Consider the following 18,579-nt stretch of genomic DNA (forward strand, 5'->3'; position numbering starts at 1 on the left):
TTGCGCATTTTTAGAAATTAAGACAAAATAAAGAGGAATTTTTTATGAATGAACGGCTTGAAGATATTGCACTTGCTTTGGTGCATGCAGGTAAAGGTATTTTGGCGGCAGATGAAAGTACGGCGACCATTGGAAAGCGTTTTGAAAGCATTGGTGTTGAATCCAATGAAGATAAGCGCCGTGCTTATCGTGAAATGCTTTTTAGTACAAAAGAAGCGATGGAAAACGCCATCTCTGGGGTTATTTTATTTGATGAAACCATTCGGCAAAAAGCATCAACTGGGAAAATGTTGACGGATCTTATTCGGGATTCAGGCGCTTTGCCAGGGATTAAAGTTGATACCGGTGCAAAACCCTTGGCTGCTTTTCCCCAAGAAACAATTACCGAAGGGTTGGATGGTCTTCGTGAGCGGCTAAAAAATTATTATGCTTTGGGAGCACGTTTTGCTAAATGGCGTGCGGTAATTGCTATTGATGAACACACTTTGCCAACAAGAGGCGCCATAAGACAAAATGCACAAGCTCTTGCACGCTATGCTGCCTTATGTCAGGAGTTCAATATTGTGCCCATTGTTGAGCCGGAAGTGTTGATGGATGGATCATCGTGTGGGCATTCAATTACACGCTGCTTTGAGGTGACACGCACTGTTTTGCAGGCTGTCTTTAAAGAATTGTTTGAAGCTCGTGTTCTTTTGGAGGGGATGATTTTAAAGCCCAATATGGTGATTGATGGAAAGGATGCTCGCAAGGCTTCTGTTGAAGAAGTTGCTGAAAAGACTGTCCAAGTGCTTAAACAGACTGTTCCTGCCGCTGTTCCCGGAATTGCTTTTCTTTCTGGAGGGCAGTCTGATCAGGAAGCAACGGCGCATTTATCTGCTATGAATTCTTTGGGCGTATTGCCTTGGAAATTGACCTTTTCCTATGGACGAGCACTGCAAGCAGCTGCCTTAAAAGCATGGGCGGGAAAAGATGAAAATATTGCTGTTGCACAGAAGGCATTTCGTCATCGGGCTCGGATGAATCATCTTGCGGCTTTGGGACAATGGACAAAAGAACAAGAAAAAGCGTGCGATTGAAGCACAAGCCCTGTTTTTAAATGCGGAGAGATTTTGCATGTTTCTGCGTGATTTTTTGTGCCCTCATCATGATAAAAATGGCGGGGGCATTTTAGACTTGAAAGCTTTCTCAGAGAGTTTTTTCCTTGGACCTTTTAAAAGTCTTTAATGGGTGCTATCGAGAGATAAGATTGCGGGAGAGGTGCAATTTCGAGAAGGGGAGATAATGCTAGGAAATTTGTGAATGCACAGCACTTTAGTATGGTGTCGTTCATGGGTGGGCACTTGCTTTTTGAGTGAAAATCAGAAAGCTCATACTGTATTGAAGAGTTTGATATTGTGATATTTTTTCTTTTTCATGTTATTATTACTTGTCATCAGCAGAATTTATTTGATTGCAGTTTCAAAGGTGGATTAAGCGGGTAGATTAGAGAGTTGCGATTTCTGAGCGGATTGGAATACAGCTTATGAAGCTTTTCTGCGTCAGGATAGCTTCCTCTTCAATGGGGGTAGTTTTTCTATTGGCGAACGAATTGAATAACTCTTGCTAACAAAATAGATTTGCACCTCAATAAAACACCTATTTTTTCGTTAAAATGGATAAATTTTTCTTGTATTTTTTGATGATATAATTAAAGATAACTAACTTCATAGCATCTTGGCTTAAAACGGGGGGAGTTGTGGACGGTATATCTTCTAAAAATAACAGTATATCTTCTAAGAAGATAAGCATCAAAAGAAAAAATCGATACGCAGAACAGAGCTTTTCTGCAATTATGATGCGAAAATTGTGCAATATGGTGCGTGGGGTATTCGAAGGGATCTTTACAGTATTTACTTTCATAATTTTTATTATCTTGCTCAACATACGTGGACCGGTTCATACCGCATTAAAAGTCTTTGGGTCGGTGAGTGGAATAGGGTGCTTTTTGTTTTTTTTCGGATATCTCATAGAACGCCGCGAAGCAACAGCAGATGAAGCCGGTATATCGTTCGCATTACTCATGGCAATTGCTGAAGGCGTTTCTTCTATTTGCTCCCTGTCTGCTGCGTGGGGTTACGACGCTCTCTTATTCCGTTTAGCACCTCCTGGGTATGTTCTTATTCTCCCTGAATAAATAGAGTGCACTTCGTTTGCATACAAATCAAGATGAGAGGCTGTCTGCCTCTCAAATTCTTAATAATCGCTCTCCAAAATAATGACATCAGACCCGCGTTTTTAATGAAGGGATTAACAAGCCTTGGGTCCTTAAGCCTCAAGGCAACCCTTTACAAGTTGCGCCTAACGGCATCCTTGACCTTAAGACAGCAAAACGGCTTATTTTGTTTTTCTCATGCGGTTTTGAAATCATGATATAAGGGGCAAGCTTCTCATCGTGCCTAAATGGTAACTTATCGTGTGTTAAATGGAAAAATGAGAAAAAGCATCTTTATGCAATATAATCCAATTATGATTTTTTGATTTGAAGATAAAGGGTTTAAAGTTCTACAAGACTGATACAATAAAAGGGGGAAAATCGCCTATTCTTAGAAACTAAGGCGTATTTTAGGTGCTCTTGATATAGCTATCTCACCAAATGGTTTTGAAGACTTATCCTTTTAGCTCTATTTATTAAAAGGTCATTTTGAGGGGGCTTGGCTAATGAATGTAAAGGAAAATTAGCACGTAATATTTCGCTTTGCTGGTATAGATGCTGAATGAGTTAATTATCTAGAGGATCACTGAAGAGGGAGCGCTAAAAAATGGTGAAAATCCTCCGTACTTCGGTGAATTCGTGGTTGAAGATATAATCGTAGAACTTGGCTTATCTGTTCCTGAAACAGCTGAATGGTTTGAAATGGTTAGGGTGTCAGTTCTGCATATGCTTGACTCGCTATACAAAAAAATTACGATTTCGTGCAAGCTTTAAAACATAAATACCCTAAAGATATATCCTCTTTGTACATGTTCTTATCATCGTTAAAATGCCTTCTTAAAGCACGACAGGGGGTGGCTATAAAGTTGAGAGCTGTAAATATAAATGATGGCGTTGGTGGTGGTGTGAGAAGATGGTGTTCAATCGAAGTACTCTATCCTTATTTTTATGGGCTATGCCTGAAAGAGAGAGCTGGAGAGACGATTTGTGAGCAAAGAGAAAGTGTTTTGAGGTTGCGTGTCTGCAAGAGCAGAACAGTAGTCGTGGTGATATTTAAAAACAATAAATTTGATAAAATTTTACAATTTTGCCAAAAGCCAGTTTATTATAAAAGCTGTTGCTTATACGCGCTCATACAAAAGTTATAAGAAGCCCAAAAGTGCTAAAAAAGTCTTTGCTCTTTTTCAATAAGACGGATCTGCAAACAATATTCAAAAAGTGTTCGTGTTTTTGAAAGAGCATAAAAGGATACTCTTGCAATAGAGAGAAGCGTATTTGTGAGTTACAATTTGTCATGATTTTCGGTAAACACTATTGTTTAGAGCGGTGAGAGAGGGCATGAAAAAATTTTAATATTCAGTTTTTTAAAGAGTGTGGTCAGTCTTTAGGATAGAGCTTGTGTCCCTAGAGCCTATCAAGTAAGCCCGCATAAAGGCTTCAAGAAAGCGAGCACCTATTATACTTTTTGCCAGCATATACTCTTTTGTCAGCCCTTAGAACGTAAAGGGGCAAGGGAGGTATTTTACCTCTTTCTTGTACCGTTTCACTTCACACGCCAATTCTGCTTGTGATGTGCAAGCCAAGAGATTTTGTTTGACTCACTATGAGGGTTTGACATGAGAAAATCCTATGGTATTCATGATCTTTCATGAAAAACAATGAATTATCCTTATAAATCAATGTGAAAGTGCTATTATGAAGAGAACTCCTTGCACATCTTAATAGCCCATAGAGATTAACTGGGTATTATTTTATATTCTGTACACAGAAGTGTCTTTATAAAAATACTCCATCTTGCGCAGAAAAAAGAACAGCCCGTTAAAAAAGAAAAACATCTCAATGCTTGCTTTTCTTTTTTCCATGAGAGATTTAAATTGATAAGCCTGTCTGAAAAGAGTGCTGTTTATGCCCTTAAAGATACTGCTCTTGTATCAAGATCACTTACTCAGGCGAAAATTGGAGTTTTGCGAGGTAAGCATAAACGCCATTTTTTGCCACAAGTTCGGCATGGGTTCCTTCTTCCACAAGGGCGCCTTTATCCATCACAAGAATACGATCTGCTTTTAAAATTGTTGCCAAACGATGCGCAATGACCAATGTTGTTCGATTTTGCATCAATCCTTCTAAAGCGTCTTGCACCAACTTTTCACTGTTTGCATCTAAAGCAGATGTTGCTTCGTCAAGTAGTAACAGGGGCGCATTTCTTAAAATTGCCCGTGCAATACCAATGCGTTGTTTTTGCCCCCCAGAAAGCATGGTACCACGTTCTCCTACTTGCGTATCCAAGCCATCTGGTAAAGCTTGAATAAATTCAAGTGCATTAGCCGCTTTAGCGGCAGCAAGAATTTCCTCTTCATGGGTAGTTTCAGTTCCAAAAATAATATTATCACGCAATGTTCCATCAAAAATGGCGACATCTTGTGGAACATAGGAAATTGCACTGCGTAAATCTTGTAAAGAAAGGCGATTAATTTCCATGCCATCCAACCGAATTGTTCCATTTGTCGGATCATAAAAACGAAGGATCAAAGAAAAAATGCTGCTTTTTCCTGCTCCGGAAGCCCCAACAAAAGCAACCGTTTCGCCTGCTTTTACAGAAAATGAAAGCGAGCGTAAAACCTTCTCTTGTGGTCTAGAAGGATAAGTAAAATCAACCTGATCAAAAACAAGTTCACCTCGAACAGGTTGCTCTAATGATAAAGGATTTTTAGGTGCTACAATAGTAGGTTGCTCTTGTAACAATTCGGCAAGCCGTTCAGCAGCGCCTGCTGCTTGGATTAATTCTGCTCCCAGTTCCGATAATTGCGCAAAAGTAGAAGCTCCAAAAACCGCATAAAGGACAAATTGCCCTAATGTTCCTCCTGTCATCGTTCCATTCAAAACATCACGCGATCCAATCCATAAAACAGCAACCACACTGCTAAAAACCAAAAAAATTGCAAACCCCGTAAAAAAGGAGCGCAAGATTACAGAAGCACGTGCTGTTTGAAAAGCACGTTCTATCAATTGTGAAAAACGTATTGTAACGAGTTTTTCAGCGGTAAAAGCTTGCACAGTGCGAATAGCGCTTACCTGCTCTGTAGCAACAGCATTGGCATCTGCAAGACGATCTTGCGCCGCGCGGGTACGAGAGCGAACTTTACGTCCAAAGACTACCAAGGGAATGGCCACAACAGGAATAGCCGCTAAAACCAACAAAGACAATTTAGCATTGGTGATCACCATCATCACGACGGCTCCGATCACGATAATCAGCTGACGTAAAGCGGTAGAGGCGGTAGAGCCCACAGCTAATTTTATTTGTGTGGTATCTGTGAGAAGCCTTGAAACAATCTCTCCTGAATGTGACCGATCAAAAAAAGCAGGAGAAAGTTTCATAATATGGACAAACACATCACGCCGTAAATCGGCAACAATCCGTTCTCCCAAGGTGATAACACAGTAATAACGGGCTGCTGAAGCAAATGCGAGAAACAAGGCTAAGATAAACAAAATTCCAAAGTAAAAATTGATATGTCCATGGCTTGAAGTAGAAAACCCATGATCAAACATTTGGCGGATAGCCACAGGCAAAGCTAATGTGACAAGAGCAGCAACAGATAACGCTAGAAAAGCAAAGATAAACAACCAACGATAGCGCAAAAGATAAGGAACAAAAATTGCAAGCGAAGAGAATGAAGATTTCTTAGGGGAAGACTTTGTCGATTTTTCTGAACGAGAACGTAATGTCATAAAATTTTGCTCACTGTATTGGATTTGTAACACTTGATACAATGATGTATCTTGAACACTTGTTTTTTGATGCGTGCTCAGTTATAGGAATAAATACTTTAATCAATGTATCAAAAAGACAAAGGAAGTGCACTTAAAAAAACAAGCAAGTGCTATTTCATTCTATAAACGCAAAAGGTTTGACGCATGAAAGCGAATATTCACCCCAACTATCACAAAATTACCGTTGTTATGACGGATGGAACCCAATATACGACGCGCTCTACTTGGGGAAAAGAAGGCGATACTCTTAATCTAGATATTGATCCAAGAACGCATCCGGCATGGACAGGTGGCTCCCAAACGCTCGTAGATCGTGGTGGTCGTCTTTCTAAATTCAAAAATCGTTTTGGTAATATTGGCATGTAAAAGCCTCCTCTTTATGGGGTACAAGGGTTTTAAACAAAACGATTGCAAACGATGAGTTTTTGATCCTATCAAAGAGTGCACTTTAAATATTAATTCAAAAACGCATCCGACATAAACAGATGGGTCTATAAATCATTGTGGTTGCGTTTTTTAAATTCAAAAATCATTTTGAAATACACGCAAAAATCCTTTCTTCCCTAGAGTATAAAGACTTGAAATAAAATAATTGCAAACTTTTCTTCTTTTTTGGAACTGAACATACCCATGGAGAGGAAGTATTTTCCGCTTCTAGAGCTGCCAATGTATTTGAATTTATTCAAGCTTTACCAAACGTCTTTGATACGCAAGTAGAAGAACGTGGTACTATGCTTTCTGGGGGCAAAAACAACGCATCGGTATTGCACGGGCGATTTTAAGAAATGCAGCCCTCTTGTTGCAAGCCGGCACCATCATTGTATTTGCCAACTCGTGGATGTTGCTACAGCCCTTGGCACTTGAGATAATTTATTATAGGCATTTTAAGTCCTTTCTTAATAGTTTTTTTATTCACGCGGGCTCTCTCCGCTTGGTACGTGCAAAAGACATGGTTTTGATTGGTTCACCATGGAACAGGTTTGAAATGAGAGAATCTTACGGTATTCGGGATTCTCATTCAACATACAAGACAATGAATTATTATTATAAATCAAAATTTTGCTACTTGATGAAGCAAGATTTGCTTTAGATGCAAACAGTGAAAAGTTGGTGCAAAATGCCTTAGAAGGATTGATACAAAATCCTAAATCCTGGTCATTGCACATCGTTTGGCAACAATTTTAAAAGCTGATCGTATTCTCGTGATGGATAAAGGCGCTTTTGTGGAAGAAGGAACACACAACTCATTATAAAAAATAATGTTTATGCGCATTTGGCTAAACTGCAATTCTCATCTGAGTAAGTGATCTTGATACAAGAGCAGTATTTTTAAGGGCATAAACAGCACTCTTTTCAGACAGGCTTATCAATTTGAAACTCTCATGGAAAAAAGAAAGGCAAGTATTGAGATGTTTTTCTTTTTTAATAGGCTGTTCTTTTTTTTTTGCCTGAGATGAAGTATTTTTATAAAGACACTTCTGTGTATAGAATATAAAACGATATCCAGTTAAATCGCTATGGACTATTAAGATGAGCGAGGAGTTCTCTTTATAACAGCACTGTCACGTTGATTTATAATGATAACTCATTGTTTTTCATGAAAGATCTTACATGGAATTTCTCGTTTCAAATTTGATTATGTTGCATTAGTCAAAACCATGTCTCTTGCATATACCAAGCAGAGAGAGCTCGCGTGAAGTAAAAATACTTAAAGAAAGAATAAGTCTTCTTCATGAAGCGTCTCAAGTTTTAGGGGCTGTAGTAATATTGAGGGGATTAGGAAAGTGTATGATGATGTCGCTTTACTAAAAAAGAGCCGATAAATGAGCAGAGAGACGCTTTTTATCGATGTTATAAAACAAGGTGAGCACGCAGCCATGTTTTGCTGTGTTAGGCTTTTGAGTACTTTGAACCAATATTGTGGGAGTGCATTTTAAGAATTATAAAGCTCTTCTTAAAAGTGCATAAATCATTAGAGCAGTACAATTAAATACAAATTGTTTTATTTTACCAGAAAAAATATCTATATTTTATGTATTGTTTTTATTAAAATATAATATGTAGTTATTTTCAAATCATATGTACACATAATGATACAATATCGAGAAATCGATAAAAGAGCTGCGTTAAATATTGGTGGGAATAAAAGAGAGCAAGAATGGAAGAAGACATAAAATTGGCAATAGCTTTCATAATAGCTACAATTAAGGTCATTTGGAAATGGGGGAAAAAATGTGGGAGCGGAAGATTCGGCGTTATGATTTTGTGCATCATATGGATGGGGAAGTCGTGGTATTTGGGATACTCAGTGGATTTTTTGTTCGGTTTGGCAATGATAGTGTGTTGTGGGGGAAGCTTAATGCTTGCATTGGCAATTTATCAGAACAAGCATTTAACTGAACAACTTGAGCAAAAAAAGCAAGAGTGCGCTGAACATAAAGATATTATTGCACAAGGGGAACAGAAGTGTCTTCAATTGACTGACCAACTTGAGCAAAAAGAGCAAGATTGCGTTGGATATCAAGATATTATTGCACAAGGGGAACAGAAGTGTCTTCAATTGACTGACCAACTTGAGCAAAAAAAGCAAGAGTGCGCTGAACATAAAGATATTATTGCACAAGGGGAACAGAAGTGTCTTCAATTGACTGACCAACTTGAGCAAAAAGAGCAAGATTGCGCTGGACATCAAGATATTATTGCACAAGGGGAACAGAAGTGTCTTCACTTGACTGACCAACTTGAGAAAAAAAAGCAAGAGTGCGCTGAACATAAAGATATTATTGCACAAGGGGAACAGAAGTGTCTTCAATTGACTGACCAACTTGAGCAAAAAGAGCAAGATTGCGCTGGACATCAAGATATTATTGCACAAGGGGAACAGAAGTGTCTTCACTTGACTGACCAACTTGAGAAAAAAAAGCAAGAGTGCGCTGAACATAAAGATATTATTGCACAAGGGGAACAGAAGTGTCTTCAATTGACTGACCAACTTGAGCAAAAAGAGCAAGATTGCGCTGGACATAAAGATATTATTGCACAAGGGGAACAGAAGTGTCTTCAATTGACTGACCAACTTGAGCGAAAAGAGCAAGAATGCGTTGGATATCAAGATATTATTGCACAAGGGGAACAGAAGTGTCTTCAATTGACTGACCAACTTGAGCGAAAAGAGCAAGAGTGCGCTGGATATCAAGATATTATTGCACAAGGGGAACAAAGGCTTGTTAAAAAAACTCAAAAAGTATCGCAGGAATGGTTGAAACAATGGGATGAGGGAGTAAGGCTATGGGAAAGAGACGTACTGGGGATAAAAAATCCTAGGGAAGATATGAAAGTCGGTGGAGATCGGCTTCCATTTGTAAAGGATATTTGTGTTCGAGGGGAGCACGAAGTGCGTTTATTGTACAAACAAGCACTCGAAAAAAAACTTACTTATGAACATTACAAAAAAATATGTAGTCTCTTGGATACCTCGTATTTTAGGAAATTTTTTGTAAAAGCAGTGCGATTAATGAGAAAGAATGGAATAACTCTGCAAAAGTTTGTAGATCCTCTTACGAACAAAAAACGGAGTCAACCTACGATGTTATTACTTCATTGGTGGTTATATGTTCTTGATGATATGATTACAGCTGAATGCAAACAGCACCAAAAGGAAAACTCTACAGGGGAGGATAAAAAGAAAAAATTTACAGATACTTTGTGGGACAACATATCTATAAGTACAGAACACGAAGAGATAGAGGAAATGCTAAAGCTTTCGGAATCTTGGTCTGGTGAGTGTATTTTATTATTATATTGTAAAAAGAAAGTGTTGTTGTTGTTGTGTGATTTTTCCAGTGATTATAAGGCGGCAAGAGAAACTTTCATTTACTATAAGAAGCTTATTAAAACAGTGAAAAAAGGCTATGTTGCCTTTGATAATGGTTGCCATTCTGTCACAGTTAGAGATGTAATCAATACTTGTAAAGAGAATGACACAAATAGAGCAAAAGATCTTTCCATAGCTGAGGGGAATCCAACATTTGAAAAAGTTTACAAATTAGGAGCCAGAGAATGGATAAAAGCAGCAAATGAGATATGTGATAACCGATTGATCTTTTGGGAGAAGCTTGTTGAGGAAAAAAATTAAAAGAAAAATTAAAAATTATCTTCGGTAATGAGAAGATAAAGGCGCTGAAAGAGGTTGTTGAAAAAGATAAAGAGCAGCTTGCAAGTGAAATGCAGAAAGCAATTTTGGAAAACAAAGATTTTTGTTACTATAAATCTCGAGAGTATTTCATAGACTATCTGAGATAATGGTTAAATGAAGGGGGGGGAATGGCTGTATAAATCAATGGATTTGCTAAAATTTCTGTTGTCATGTAGAGGTGAAAACTATGAGAGGCATATGTGATAGCCCTTAGCAGAGAGGGGATATTTTAAATTATAGTCAATCTTTTTTGCTGTGTAGGCGGTGATTTCTTAAGAGAAGTAGGGGAGGATGTTGGCTTCTGATGTCGTTGTTGCTTCTTGGGGCGTTTTGTTGTGATGATATTTTTTTTTGCGAAATATATCGCTACCGCTTTCTTTATCGGTGACAAAACCACCTGCTTCACGAACCATCAGTATTCCAGCAGCCATATCCCAAATTTGCAGGTTATCTCCCCAAAAACCATCGGTTTTTTCTGCGGCGACATAAGCTAAATTCGAGAGCAGCAGCACCAAAACGGCGAAGTTTGGCAACTTCCATCATTATATTGCGTAATTCAATAAGATAGGTTCCATGATTTGGACGACCAAAATGAGGCATTTCCCGTGGCAATGACACAATCTTCTAGTCTACGCCGTGCAGAAACGCGACAGCGTCAGTCATTGAAAAAAGCACCACACCCGCGTTGTGCGGTGAAGAGTTCATCACTCACGGGATTGTAAATGACACCACCAACGATTTTTCCTTGGCTTTCTAAGGCAATGGAAACAGCAAAAAAGGGAATGCCATGGAGAAAATTTGTGGTGCCATCTCAAAGGGTCAACAATAAAACGGTGTTGTGAATCTTCTCCAATGATTTCTTCTGACTCTTCCATCAGAAAACCAAATTTGGGGCGCGCTTTGCTTAATTCATTGAAAATAATTTTTTCCGCTTTGCGATCTGCTTGGCTGACGTAATCTGCTAGATCTTTTCTGAGGTTTAAATGCCTTTTTTGAGGGTTTTTTCTAATTTTAGGCGAATGTGTTCATTGCCGGCAATGATATTTTTTTTGCGGAATATATCGCTACCGCCTTCTTTATCGGTGACAAAACCACCTGCTTCACGAACCATCAGTATTCCAGCAGCCATATCCCAAATTTGCAGGTTATCTTCCCAAAAGCCATCGGTTCTTCCAGCAGCAACATAAGCTAAATCAAGCGCAGCAGCACCAAAACGGCGAAGTCCGGCAACCTCTGCCATCACATTACGTAATTCAATAAGATAGGCTCCATGATTTGGGCGACCAAAATGAGGCATGCCTGTGGCAATGACACAATCTTCTAGTCTGCGCCGTGCAGAAACGCGACAGCGTCGGTCATTGAAAAAAGCACCACACCCGCGTTCTGCGGTGAAGAGTTCATCATTCACGGGATTGTAAATGACACCACCAACGATTTTCCCTTGGCTTTCTAAGGCAATGGAAACAGCAAAAAAAGGAATGCCATGGAGAAAATTTGTGGTGCCATCTAAAGGGTCAACAATAAAACGGTGTTGTGAATCTTCTCCAATGATTTCTTCTGACTCTTCCATCAGAAAACCAAATTTGGGGCGCGCTTTGCTTAATTCATTGAAAATAATTTTTTCCGCTTTGCGATCTGCTTGGCTGACATAATCTGCTGGTCCTTTCAAAGACACTTGCAAATTTTGCACTTCACCGTAATCACGTACCAACGAGCGTCCTGCTTTCATTGCAGCTTGCACCATGACATTCATGACTGCAGAATGGGCCATTTTTTATTCCTTTATTTATCTTTTTCATTTGCACGACGCAAATAAATCAACTCATTGGTGTCTACAATGATACGTTCACCAGCATTCATAAAGGGGGGAACAAGAATACGAATCCCGTTTTCAAGAATGGCGGGTTTATAAGAGGAGGTAACCGTTTGTCCTTTGATGGCAGGATCGGCTTCCGCAATCGTGACAGCAACTTGATCAGGAAGTGAGATGCCAATAGGCTTTTCTTGATAAAGTTCAACTGTGACAGTCATCCCATCTTGGAGAAACGCAGCACGTTCACCAACAAAATCCTTTTGAAGTTCAAGTTGTTCATAAGATTCTGAATCCATAAAGACCAAAGCATCCCCTTGTTGATAAAGAAATGTGAAATCCTTTTGTTCAAGGCGCACGCGTTCAACGGTCTCAGCAGCGCGAAATCGTTCATTAAGTTTTGTACCATCAATCAAATTTTTCATTTCAACTTGGTTAAATGCACCACCTTTTCCTGGTTTTACAGCGTTGCATTTAACTGCAACCCATAAACTTCCTTGATGTTCGATCACATTACCAGGGCGAATTTCATTGCCATTAATTTTCATCGTTTCTATCCAATTCTATTCTTGCAAAAAGAACTCTCTTGTTGTCTTTATGGTGCTTTTCTTTGCTGCCTTTAACAGTCAAGCTCTTTTGTTATTTTCGGGCTAAAATCCCTTTGATTAACCTTGCGGCTCTCTCATGGTCCTGTGTGCTCTTTATGGGCTTTCTCCTGCTTTTTGCAAAGAGAAAAGCTTAAGTAAAAAAGGACCTTTATGTATTTTTGCTTTTCAGTTCTTTGCAAGACCATAAAAAGCGCTCAGACGCAAGCTTTTTAAAAATTTGCACAAAAATTTTTTAGAATTTTTGGGGAAATTTATCCCGTTGTGTCGTAAAATATCATCATTGATGGCAATGATATAATTGATGGTAATGATATAAGTTCCCTAAACCCATGAGGTGTTTTTAATTAAGAATATGTGAATACGGAGTTTATTATGAGTGTCTCATGGGATAGAGCGTGGTGTGTGTTATCGCGGGGTGTTCGTTTGTATTCTTATCAGAGATCAGCTGTAAAAAGGCTTTCTGTTTTATCGAGGTTAGGACTCTAAATTTTTTTAAAAGCAGGTATTTTTCTGTACTTGATGCGATTTCATCATGAGAGTACGGGGGCTGTTGTTTTGTTAAGATATCAGCATAGAAAAAGGAAAGTAGAACATTTGAGATATCGTCCATTTCTTTTAAACGCCCTGCGCTGACACGATTTAATCCGTTTTCATATTTCTGGATTTGTTGGAAAGTGACACCTAAAGCGTGTCCTAAAGTTGTTTGAGACATTTTTAGCATTTTTCGTCTCAAACGAATTTTTTGCCAATGAATTTGCCACTGAAAATGTCGTTATAAGGATTTTACCAAGACCCTAGAAAATGCTACACGGGATATAGAAAACTCTTCAGCTGCTTCAATCACAGATAGTCCAAGTTTTGCATTTACATCTTCGCGTAACAATTCACTAGGGTGTGGGGCATTTTCATTATTTTTAGTATTCTTCTTTAATCTTAAAGCTATAATTTACACTATTTTGTATTGTCACAATCTATAATAAAATTTATCCACTCTGGCTAAAAATGAGGTTTTTTATTGAGGTGCAAATCTCTTTGCCTTTCGCAAGAGCTTTTAAGTCTTTACGTGTAAAATATAGAGAATGTTTACATTAAATAGCGGGTTCATCTGGGCTGAGTACTTATATGAGCACGTGGTTCTCCGTTCACATTATACTGAAGAAGAGACACTATAACTCTACTATTTAATTGTATTCTATAACTCAAATTCACACCCATGTTTTGCTGCTTTTGAGGTTGATCTGTATAGATCACATTATATCCATTCCGTCGCAACAGATTGATAAATAAAGGAGTAAAGCTGTCTGCTGTATTATTTTTCTTTATAAGAAGTGTGGTTGTAGCTGGTGGTAGAGATCTCTTGATATCGCTAATAAATTTGTTAGCGACTAATTGTGCCTGACGCTTTGTAAGACTTTGATCAACATAATTTGATGAATAATTGCCTACAGATGCGCAACCAGCCACCAACACAACCGGTGACAGCAATAAATATTTTAACATCTTTAATTCCCCTTACTTATTGTTGCTCTTTATTTGCGAAGCTCCTCTTCCAGAAATAAGAGCAACTTTACTTATAGCACATTAACAACATATCGGTATCTAATCAATCAGTTAATTAATCAATGAATAATGGTTTCAGCTGTAAAGGCTGCTTGAAGTGCTTCTGGTGGCGTATATTTTAATAAACAGCTGCTTTTAGTGATTATGATAAAAAAGCAATTTTTTGCGTTTGCATGTTAAGATCATGTCCTCTATCACCATTATAAAATGATGTGTTAAGTGTTATTCCAGATTGATCAAAAAAATTTTCAAGCATTGCTTTTTGAGGGATGTCTTTTTTTAAATACGTATGAATGCTTATCCTGTTTGCTGTAAAATACTATCGTTTGAGGTGTGGTGCTATAAGGTATCAAATTTTGCACATGTGATGTTTTTATGAGAGTGTGTGGTGAATATTTGAGGGAGCTTGTCCGGATAATCTTGTGAAATGAACCACATAAAATGGGAAGCTAAAAGAGTTCTGTTCTGAGAAGACGGATTGTTTCCCAACTGGATAGGGAAGGGGCTTCTGTCCTTTGAGGGGTGGGAGGCAAGTCAAGAATAGAGAGTGTAGCGCCCTATATTATGATGTTAAAAGCTTTCATTTTGATCAGAGAGTAATTGTAAAATGGCTCTTTGTTTTATCGAGGTTAGAACTCTAAATCTTTTGAGCAGCAGGTATTCTTCTGTACTTGATGCGATTTCATCATGAAGGTATGGGGGCTGTTGTTTTGCTGAGGTGTCCGCATAGAAAAAAACAAGTGGAACATTTAAGATATCGGCAATTTCTTTTAAACGCCCTGCGCTGACACGATTTAAGCCGTTTTCATATTTCTGGATTTGTTGGAAAGTAACACCTAAATGTTGACCTAATGTTTTTTGAGACATTTTTAGCATTTTTCGTCTCAAACGAATTTTTTTGCCAATGAAAATGTCGTTATCAAGATTTCTGGCTCGCATTTTAAAGTCCCCGCCGGTTGCGAGCGCCCTCGCGTTGGTATTCCGGGAGCTTGAAAATACTGAACTCAAATCAGCCTTTTTGCTTTTAGTGCTGAGAGCACCTGGACATAGCAAAAACTCCCGGAATTCCGGGATACCCACAAAGTGGGGTCAATTCATGTTTGAGTTTTCGGGTTTTCAAGGCCCTATTGGTCGTTGCGTATGCGACCAAAACATCTTTTAATTCATAAAGTAATTTTAGGAAATTTACAATAAAAAATAGCTTTTTACTGAGAGGCGGCGTGTTTTTCGTCCAAGAAAAAAGAATGAAAAAATAGAGCTTTCGGAATTTTCAGGATAGCCTAGCTCTTTTGCTTATTGGGTATTGTTTGCTTAAGCAAATGATACCAGTGCGTTTTCTTTACCAATGAAAATGTCGTTATCAAGATTTTTGGCTCGCATTTTAAAGCCCCCTCCGAGTGCGAGCGTCCTCGCGTTGGTATTCCGGGAGCTTGAAAATACTGAATCCGAATCAGCCTTTTTGCTTTTAGTGCTTAAAGCACCTGGACAGAGCAAAATCTCCCGGAATTTCTATAAATTTTATCTTTTTGATGCAGAGAGGAGTATTTTAAAAAACAGGAAGGAGCTTTATTGCTTCTTTGTGCGCTTTTTCTAGTTGTGCCTTATCCATGCCTTGGAGCATTATTTCAAGATCAGGAGCTTGCATTTTTGCCTCCTTTGCGAGCATATACCATGCCGCTGCCATTATTATATCGCCTTTTGTTCCTGTGCCATCTCGATAAAGCCTTGCAAGGGAAATCTGTGCTGGTGCTACCATGTTGATAGCATTTCTTTGAAGTAAATGAAAAGCACGCTGAAAATCTGTTTCTCCTCCACGCCCCTGTACAAGCCATTGTGCTAAATGAAGTTGAGCTTTTAAGTGATTGTTTTGAGCCGCTACCTCCATGAGCTTGCGGGCATTGCGATCATCTTTTGGTCGCTTTAACGTGCCTAAGGAAAGAATTTTTGCAGCAGAAAAAGCAGCATCAGCATCCCCAAGAGCAGCACCTTTTAAGTACCATTTTAAGGCTTGCTCTATTGCTTCATTTTCACGACTTTGGGAAGAAACACCAGGGAGAGCTTGTTTTTCCTGTGAGGCTTTATAAAGAAGCAGTTGTCCATAATAAAAATAGGCTTCCTTGACGCCTGCTTTGACAGCTTTTTGAATGAATTGCGCACCAAGTCCTTGATTTTGTTTTATAAAGTTACCATCAAACAACATAAGTCCATAGCGTAGTTGTGCTTGGGGTTCCCCCTGTTTTGCAGCGCGTTCAAACCATAAAGCAGCACGCGCACCGTCAATAGGAACAGCACATCCTTCCATATAAATTCGGGCAAGAAGAGTTTGTGCAAAAGGATCATTTTTTTCAGCACGTCGGAGTGCTTCACGAAAAGCTTTTAAATAATAACCTTGGATGTAATAGTCATAGGCTTGGTCATAGTCTCCAGCTTTTAAGGGCTGAAAGGGTTCTTGAGTGTTTGAAGCTTCTTGAATCGTATTGAAAGAGCTTTCAGAATTTGAGATTTCTTCAGTGTTTCCCGCTGAAATTACAGCAGAACTTGCAAGCCCAATCACGCCTAAGATAAGCAGCTTCACGCTTCTCTTGATCATGGTGTTTTCTCCTCATTACCGATCAGAATTTTCACATTTTTTTTTCATCATTACAAGCCGTATAAGAATTTCATTTCTATATTACTTTTTATCTCTCAGTTTTTCGTCTTGGTTCAAGGTAGGGTTGGGTAAGTTAAAAAAGTAGCATAAATGTCGACGAGAGACAGACTGTTTAAAACAGTTCTGTTAAAAATAATAATGATGAGGGGTTATCGTATGTAAAGATGCTTATCTTCTATTATATCAATGGCTTATCCCCATAAAATGAAAAAATGCTTACAATGGAGGTTGCTTTTTAAAATACGTATGAATGCTTATGAATAGCGCACGCTATCCGTGTGATGTTAGCTTGCATTCTCATCAGAGATCAGCTGTAAAAAGGCTTTCTTTTTTACCGTTGTTAGAACTCTAAATCTTTTGAGCAGCAGGTATTCCTCTGTGCTTGATGCGATTTCATCATGATGATATGGGGGCTGTTGTTTTGTAATGATATCGGCATAAAAAAAGGCAATGGGAACATTCAAAATATCAGAAATTTCCATTAAACGCCCTGCGCTGACACGATTTAAGCCTTTTTCATATTTTTGAATTTGTTGGAAAGTGACACCTAAAGCGTGTCCTAAAGTTGTTTGAGACATTTTTAGCATTTTTCGTCTCAAACGAATTTTTTTGCCAATAAAAAGATCAATATTAAGATTTTGAGATTGCATTTTTCCCCGCCGGTTGCGAGCGCCCTCGCATGAGTATTCCGGGAGCTTGAAAGTACTGAAATCTAATCAGCTTTTTTTGCTTTTAGTGCTTAAAGCACCTGGACATAGCAAAAACTCCCGGAATTCCGGGATACCCACAAAGTGGGGTAAATTCATGTTTAGATTTTCGGGCTTTCAAGACCCTCTTGGTCGTTGCGTATGCGACCAAAACATCTTTTAATTCATAAAGTAATTTTAGGAAATTTACAATAAAAATAGTTTTTTACTTACAAAATTTGTTTTTTTATGAGAGGCTATCCGCTTCTTAAATCTCTCTGGAATGATTGTCAAAATCATGACATTAGCCTTCGTGTTTTTTGAGAGGGTTAAAAAGCCTTAAGTTTTAAGATCAAAAGAACTTTGGACGCTTAAAAGTTAAACATTTTCAATTCGCTAATATTGACAACATAGACAAGAGTAATTATCTCCAATATTCAGGAATAGAAAGGACATATATTATGAAGCCCACCCTTTCTCCGCTAATTTCAGAGTTCGAAACCGTTGAACAGGAAAGCAGCTACACTGCATGGCTGCGCGATAAGGTAGCGAGCAGTCTTGCAAATCCATATCCTCCTATTCCGCATGATGAGGTTATGGCTGAAATGGAAGTTATAATCAGTCAGCTTGAAGCTGAACAGGACAAGTGATGCTTCCGGTTGTTTGGTTGTCTTCGGCGCGCGACAATTTGCGTCAGATGTTACCTATATTGCTCGCGAAAATCCATCTGCTGCGCGCCGAATGAAAAGGTTTTTGGAAGCATCCGTACTGCCATTGGCTGAACATCCATATTTATACAGACAGAGTGAGAAGGTATTAGGATTACGAGAAATTGTAGCGCATCCAAATTACCTTATATTGTATCGAGTAGCTGCACATCAAATCGAAATTGTAGCTGTAGTACATGCCCGACGTGAATTTCCTATTTTTCTTTAATCTAATGAGAGGCTGCCTCTTAAACCTTTCTGGAACAATTACCAAAATCATGACATCAGCCCCGCGTTTATCAAAGAGACTAAAATGATTTCTTCCACGGTAGTGAATTCACGCGCGGTCTCTTCATTAAAATTTGCACAATCGCTTGCTGTTTGAAGAAGGGGGGGGT

General features: G+C 38.7%; 17 protein-coding genes and 3 pseudogenes. 9 read left to right on the forward strand and 11 right to left on the reverse strand.

Translation table 11 applies throughout. From position 1 onward, the window contains the following. Positions 1 to 44: 44 nt before the first annotated feature. Both ACFILY_RS04180 and ACFILY_RS04185 read left to right on the forward strand, forming a co-directional pair. Positions 45 to 1,076, forward strand: a complete 1,032-nt coding sequence (locus tag ACFILY_RS04180) for a class I fructose-bisphosphate aldolase (protein ID WP_273790486.1) — start codon at positions 45 to 47, stop codon at positions 1,074 to 1,076. Positions 1,077 to 1,831: 755 nt separating this feature from the next. Further along, a complete protein-coding gene (locus ACFILY_RS04185; RefSeq protein ID WP_375637568.1) occupies positions 1,832 to 2,173 on the forward strand; it encodes a hypothetical protein in 342 nt (113 codons plus the stop codon). 1,959 nt (positions 2,174 to 4,132) lie between these two features. On the opposite strand, the gene ACFILY_RS04190 is transcribed toward ACFILY_RS04185, so the two are convergent. Next, on the reverse strand, positions 4,133 to 5,923 hold the full coding sequence (locus ACFILY_RS04190) for an ABC transporter transmembrane domain-containing protein (protein ID WP_375637569.1): 1,791 nt from the start codon (positions 5,921 to 5,923) through the stop codon (positions 4,133 to 4,135). Between the two features lie 186 nt (positions 5,924 to 6,109). Between ACFILY_RS04190 and rpmE the strand changes: the two genes are divergently transcribed. The 5 genes and pseudogenes from rpmE to ACFILY_RS04215 all read left to right on the forward strand — a co-directional run bounded on the left by rpmE (position 6,110) and on the right by ACFILY_RS04215 (position 10,100). After that, positions 6,110 to 6,331 (forward strand): 50S ribosomal protein L31, encoded by a 222-nt coding sequence (rpmE, locus tag ACFILY_RS04195; protein ID WP_005774581.1) that lies wholly within the window; start codon positions 6,110 to 6,112, stop codon positions 6,329 to 6,331. Between the two features lie 245 nt (positions 6,332 to 6,576). Further along, positions 6,577 to 6,761: pseudogene (locus ACFILY_RS04200) on the forward strand (ATP-binding cassette domain-containing protein); the annotation flags it as partial. Positions 6,762 to 7,021: 260 nt separating this feature from the next. After that, positions 7,022 to 7,268: pseudogene (locus tag ACFILY_RS04205) on the forward strand (ABC transporter); the annotation flags it as partial. 929 nt (positions 7,269 to 8,197) lie between these two features. Continuing rightward, positions 8,198 to 8,365 (forward strand): hypothetical protein, encoded by a 168-nt coding sequence (locus ACFILY_RS04210; RefSeq protein WP_375630923.1) that lies wholly within the window; start codon positions 8,198 to 8,200, stop codon positions 8,363 to 8,365. Further along, complete coding sequence (locus ACFILY_RS04215) at positions 8,325 to 10,100, forward strand: hypothetical protein (protein ID WP_375673266.1); 1,776 nt, start codon at positions 8,325 to 8,327, stop codon at positions 10,098 to 10,100. Before ACFILY_RS04210 ends, ACFILY_RS04215 begins: the two co-directional genes overlap by 41 nt. A gap of 332 nt (positions 10,101 to 10,432) precedes the next feature. Here the strand turns inward: ACFILY_RS04215 and ACFILY_RS04220 are convergent, their stop codons facing one another. From ACFILY_RS04220 to ACFILY_RS04265, 10 genes and pseudogenes are all read right to left on the reverse strand, one after another. Beyond that, positions 10,433 to 10,693 (reverse strand): inositol monophosphatase family protein, encoded by a 261-nt coding sequence (locus ACFILY_RS04220; protein WP_375637571.1) that lies wholly within the window; start codon positions 10,691 to 10,693, stop codon positions 10,433 to 10,435. Between the two features lie 122 nt (positions 10,694 to 10,815). Continuing rightward, on the reverse strand, positions 10,816 to 10,944 hold the full coding sequence (locus ACFILY_RS04225) for an inositol monophosphatase family protein (RefSeq protein ID WP_375673272.1): 129 nt from the start codon (positions 10,942 to 10,944) through the stop codon (positions 10,816 to 10,818). 40 nt (positions 10,945 to 10,984) lie between these two features. After that, positions 10,985 to 11,170: pseudogene (locus tag ACFILY_RS04230) on the reverse strand (inositol monophosphatase family protein); the annotation flags it as partial. After that, positions 11,140 to 11,931, reverse strand: a complete 792-nt coding sequence (locus ACFILY_RS04235; protein ID WP_273790481.1) for an inositol monophosphatase family protein — start codon at positions 11,929 to 11,931, stop codon at positions 11,140 to 11,142. The pseudogene ACFILY_RS04230 and the gene ACFILY_RS04235, both read right to left, overlap by 31 nt. 11 nt (positions 11,932 to 11,942) lie before the next feature. Further along, a complete protein-coding gene (gene efp, locus ACFILY_RS04240) occupies positions 11,943 to 12,518 on the reverse strand; it encodes an elongation factor P (protein WP_015856958.1) in 576 nt (191 codons plus the stop codon). Positions 12,519 to 12,948: 430 nt separating this feature from the next. Next, complete coding sequence (locus ACFILY_RS04245) at positions 12,949 to 13,332, reverse strand: helix-turn-helix domain-containing protein (protein WP_375637585.1); 384 nt, start codon at positions 13,330 to 13,332, stop codon at positions 12,949 to 12,951. Positions 13,333 to 13,679: 347 nt separating this feature from the next. Continuing rightward, complete coding sequence (locus tag ACFILY_RS04250; RefSeq protein WP_375637572.1) at positions 13,680 to 14,078, reverse strand: hypothetical protein; 399 nt, start codon at positions 14,076 to 14,078, stop codon at positions 13,680 to 13,682. 630 nt (positions 14,079 to 14,708) lie between these two features. After that, the gene (locus ACFILY_RS04255; RefSeq protein WP_375637573.1) at positions 14,709 to 15,077 is read right to left on the reverse strand and encodes a helix-turn-helix domain-containing protein; all 369 of its coding nucleotides are present in this window, start codon (positions 15,075 to 15,077) and stop codon (positions 14,709 to 14,711) included. Positions 15,078 to 15,684: 607 nt separating this feature from the next. Continuing rightward, entirely contained in the window at positions 15,685 to 16,728 is a 1,044-nt protein-coding gene (locus tag ACFILY_RS04260; RefSeq protein WP_375637574.1) for a tetratricopeptide repeat protein, read from the reverse strand. A gap of 344 nt (positions 16,729 to 17,072) precedes the next feature. Then, on the reverse strand, positions 17,073 to 17,438 hold the full coding sequence (locus ACFILY_RS04265; protein WP_375630928.1) for a helix-turn-helix domain-containing protein: 366 nt from the start codon (positions 17,436 to 17,438) through the stop codon (positions 17,073 to 17,075). A 497-nt stretch (positions 17,439 to 17,935) separates the two neighbouring features. On the opposite strand from ACFILY_RS04265, the gene ACFILY_RS04270 reads away from it, so the two are divergent. Together ACFILY_RS04270 and ACFILY_RS04275 are read left to right on the forward strand one after the other, a co-directional pair. Further along, entirely contained in the window at positions 17,936 to 18,124 is a 189-nt protein-coding gene (locus tag ACFILY_RS04270; protein WP_375613201.1) for an antitoxin, read from the forward strand. Beyond that, positions 18,102 to 18,410 carry a type II toxin-antitoxin system RelE/ParE family toxin gene (locus ACFILY_RS04275; protein ID WP_273790474.1) on the forward strand — a complete coding sequence of 103 codons (309 nt, stop codon included), beginning with the start codon at positions 18,102 to 18,104 and terminating at the stop codon, positions 18,408 to 18,410. The genes ACFILY_RS04270 and ACFILY_RS04275 overlap by 23 nt, the downstream gene beginning before the upstream one ends. Positions 18,411 to 18,579: the final 169 nt, after the last annotated feature.

Source organism: Bartonella sp. CL25QHWL, from assembly GCF_042195335.1.
Lineage (GTDB): Bacteria > Pseudomonadota > Alphaproteobacteria > Rhizobiales > Rhizobiaceae > Bartonella.

Coding starts and splice junctions, on each gene's coding strand:
- ACFILY_RS04185 (WP_375637568.1), top strand. CDS start 1,832: ATGATGCGAAAATTGTGCAATATGGTGCGTGGGGTATTCGAAGGGATC.
- ACFILY_RS04260 (WP_375637574.1), bottom strand. CDS start 16,728: ATGATCAAGAGAAGCGTGAAGCTGCTTATCTTAGGCGTGATTGGGCTT.
- ACFILY_RS04210 (WP_375630923.1), top strand. CDS start 8,198: ATGTGGGAGCGGAAGATTCGGCGTTATGATTTTGTGCATCATATGGAT.
- ACFILY_RS04265 (WP_375630928.1), bottom strand. CDS start 17,438: ATGCAATCTCAAAATCTTAATATTGATCTTTTTATTGGCAAAAAAATT.
- ACFILY_RS04255 (WP_375637573.1), bottom strand. CDS start 15,077: ATGCGAGCCAGAAATCTTGATAACGACATTTTCATTGGCAAAAAAATT.
- efp (WP_015856958.1), bottom strand. CDS start 12,518: ATGAAAATTAATGGCAATGAAATTCGCCCTGGTAATGTGATCGAACAT.
- ACFILY_RS04190 (WP_375637569.1), bottom strand. CDS start 5,923: ATGACATTACGTTCTCGTTCAGAAAAATCGACAAAGTCTTCCCCTAAG.
- ACFILY_RS04180 (WP_273790486.1), top strand. CDS start 45: ATGAATGAACGGCTTGAAGATATTGCACTTGCTTTGGTGCATGCAGGT.
- ACFILY_RS04250 (WP_375637572.1), bottom strand. CDS start 14,078: ATGTTAAAATATTTATTGCTGTCACCGGTTGTGTTGGTGGCTGGTTGC.
- rpmE (WP_005774581.1), top strand. CDS start 6,110: ATGAAAGCGAATATTCACCCCAACTATCACAAAATTACCGTTGTTATG.
- ACFILY_RS04235 (WP_273790481.1), bottom strand. CDS start 11,931: ATGGCCCATTCTGCAGTCATGAATGTCATGGTGCAAGCTGCAATGAAA.
- ACFILY_RS04270 (WP_375613201.1), top strand. CDS start 17,936: ATGAAGCCCACCCTTTCTCCGCTAATTTCAGAGTTCGAAACCGTTGAA.
- ACFILY_RS04215 (WP_375673266.1), top strand. CDS start 8,325: ATGCTTGCATTGGCAATTTATCAGAACAAGCATTTAACTGAACAACTT.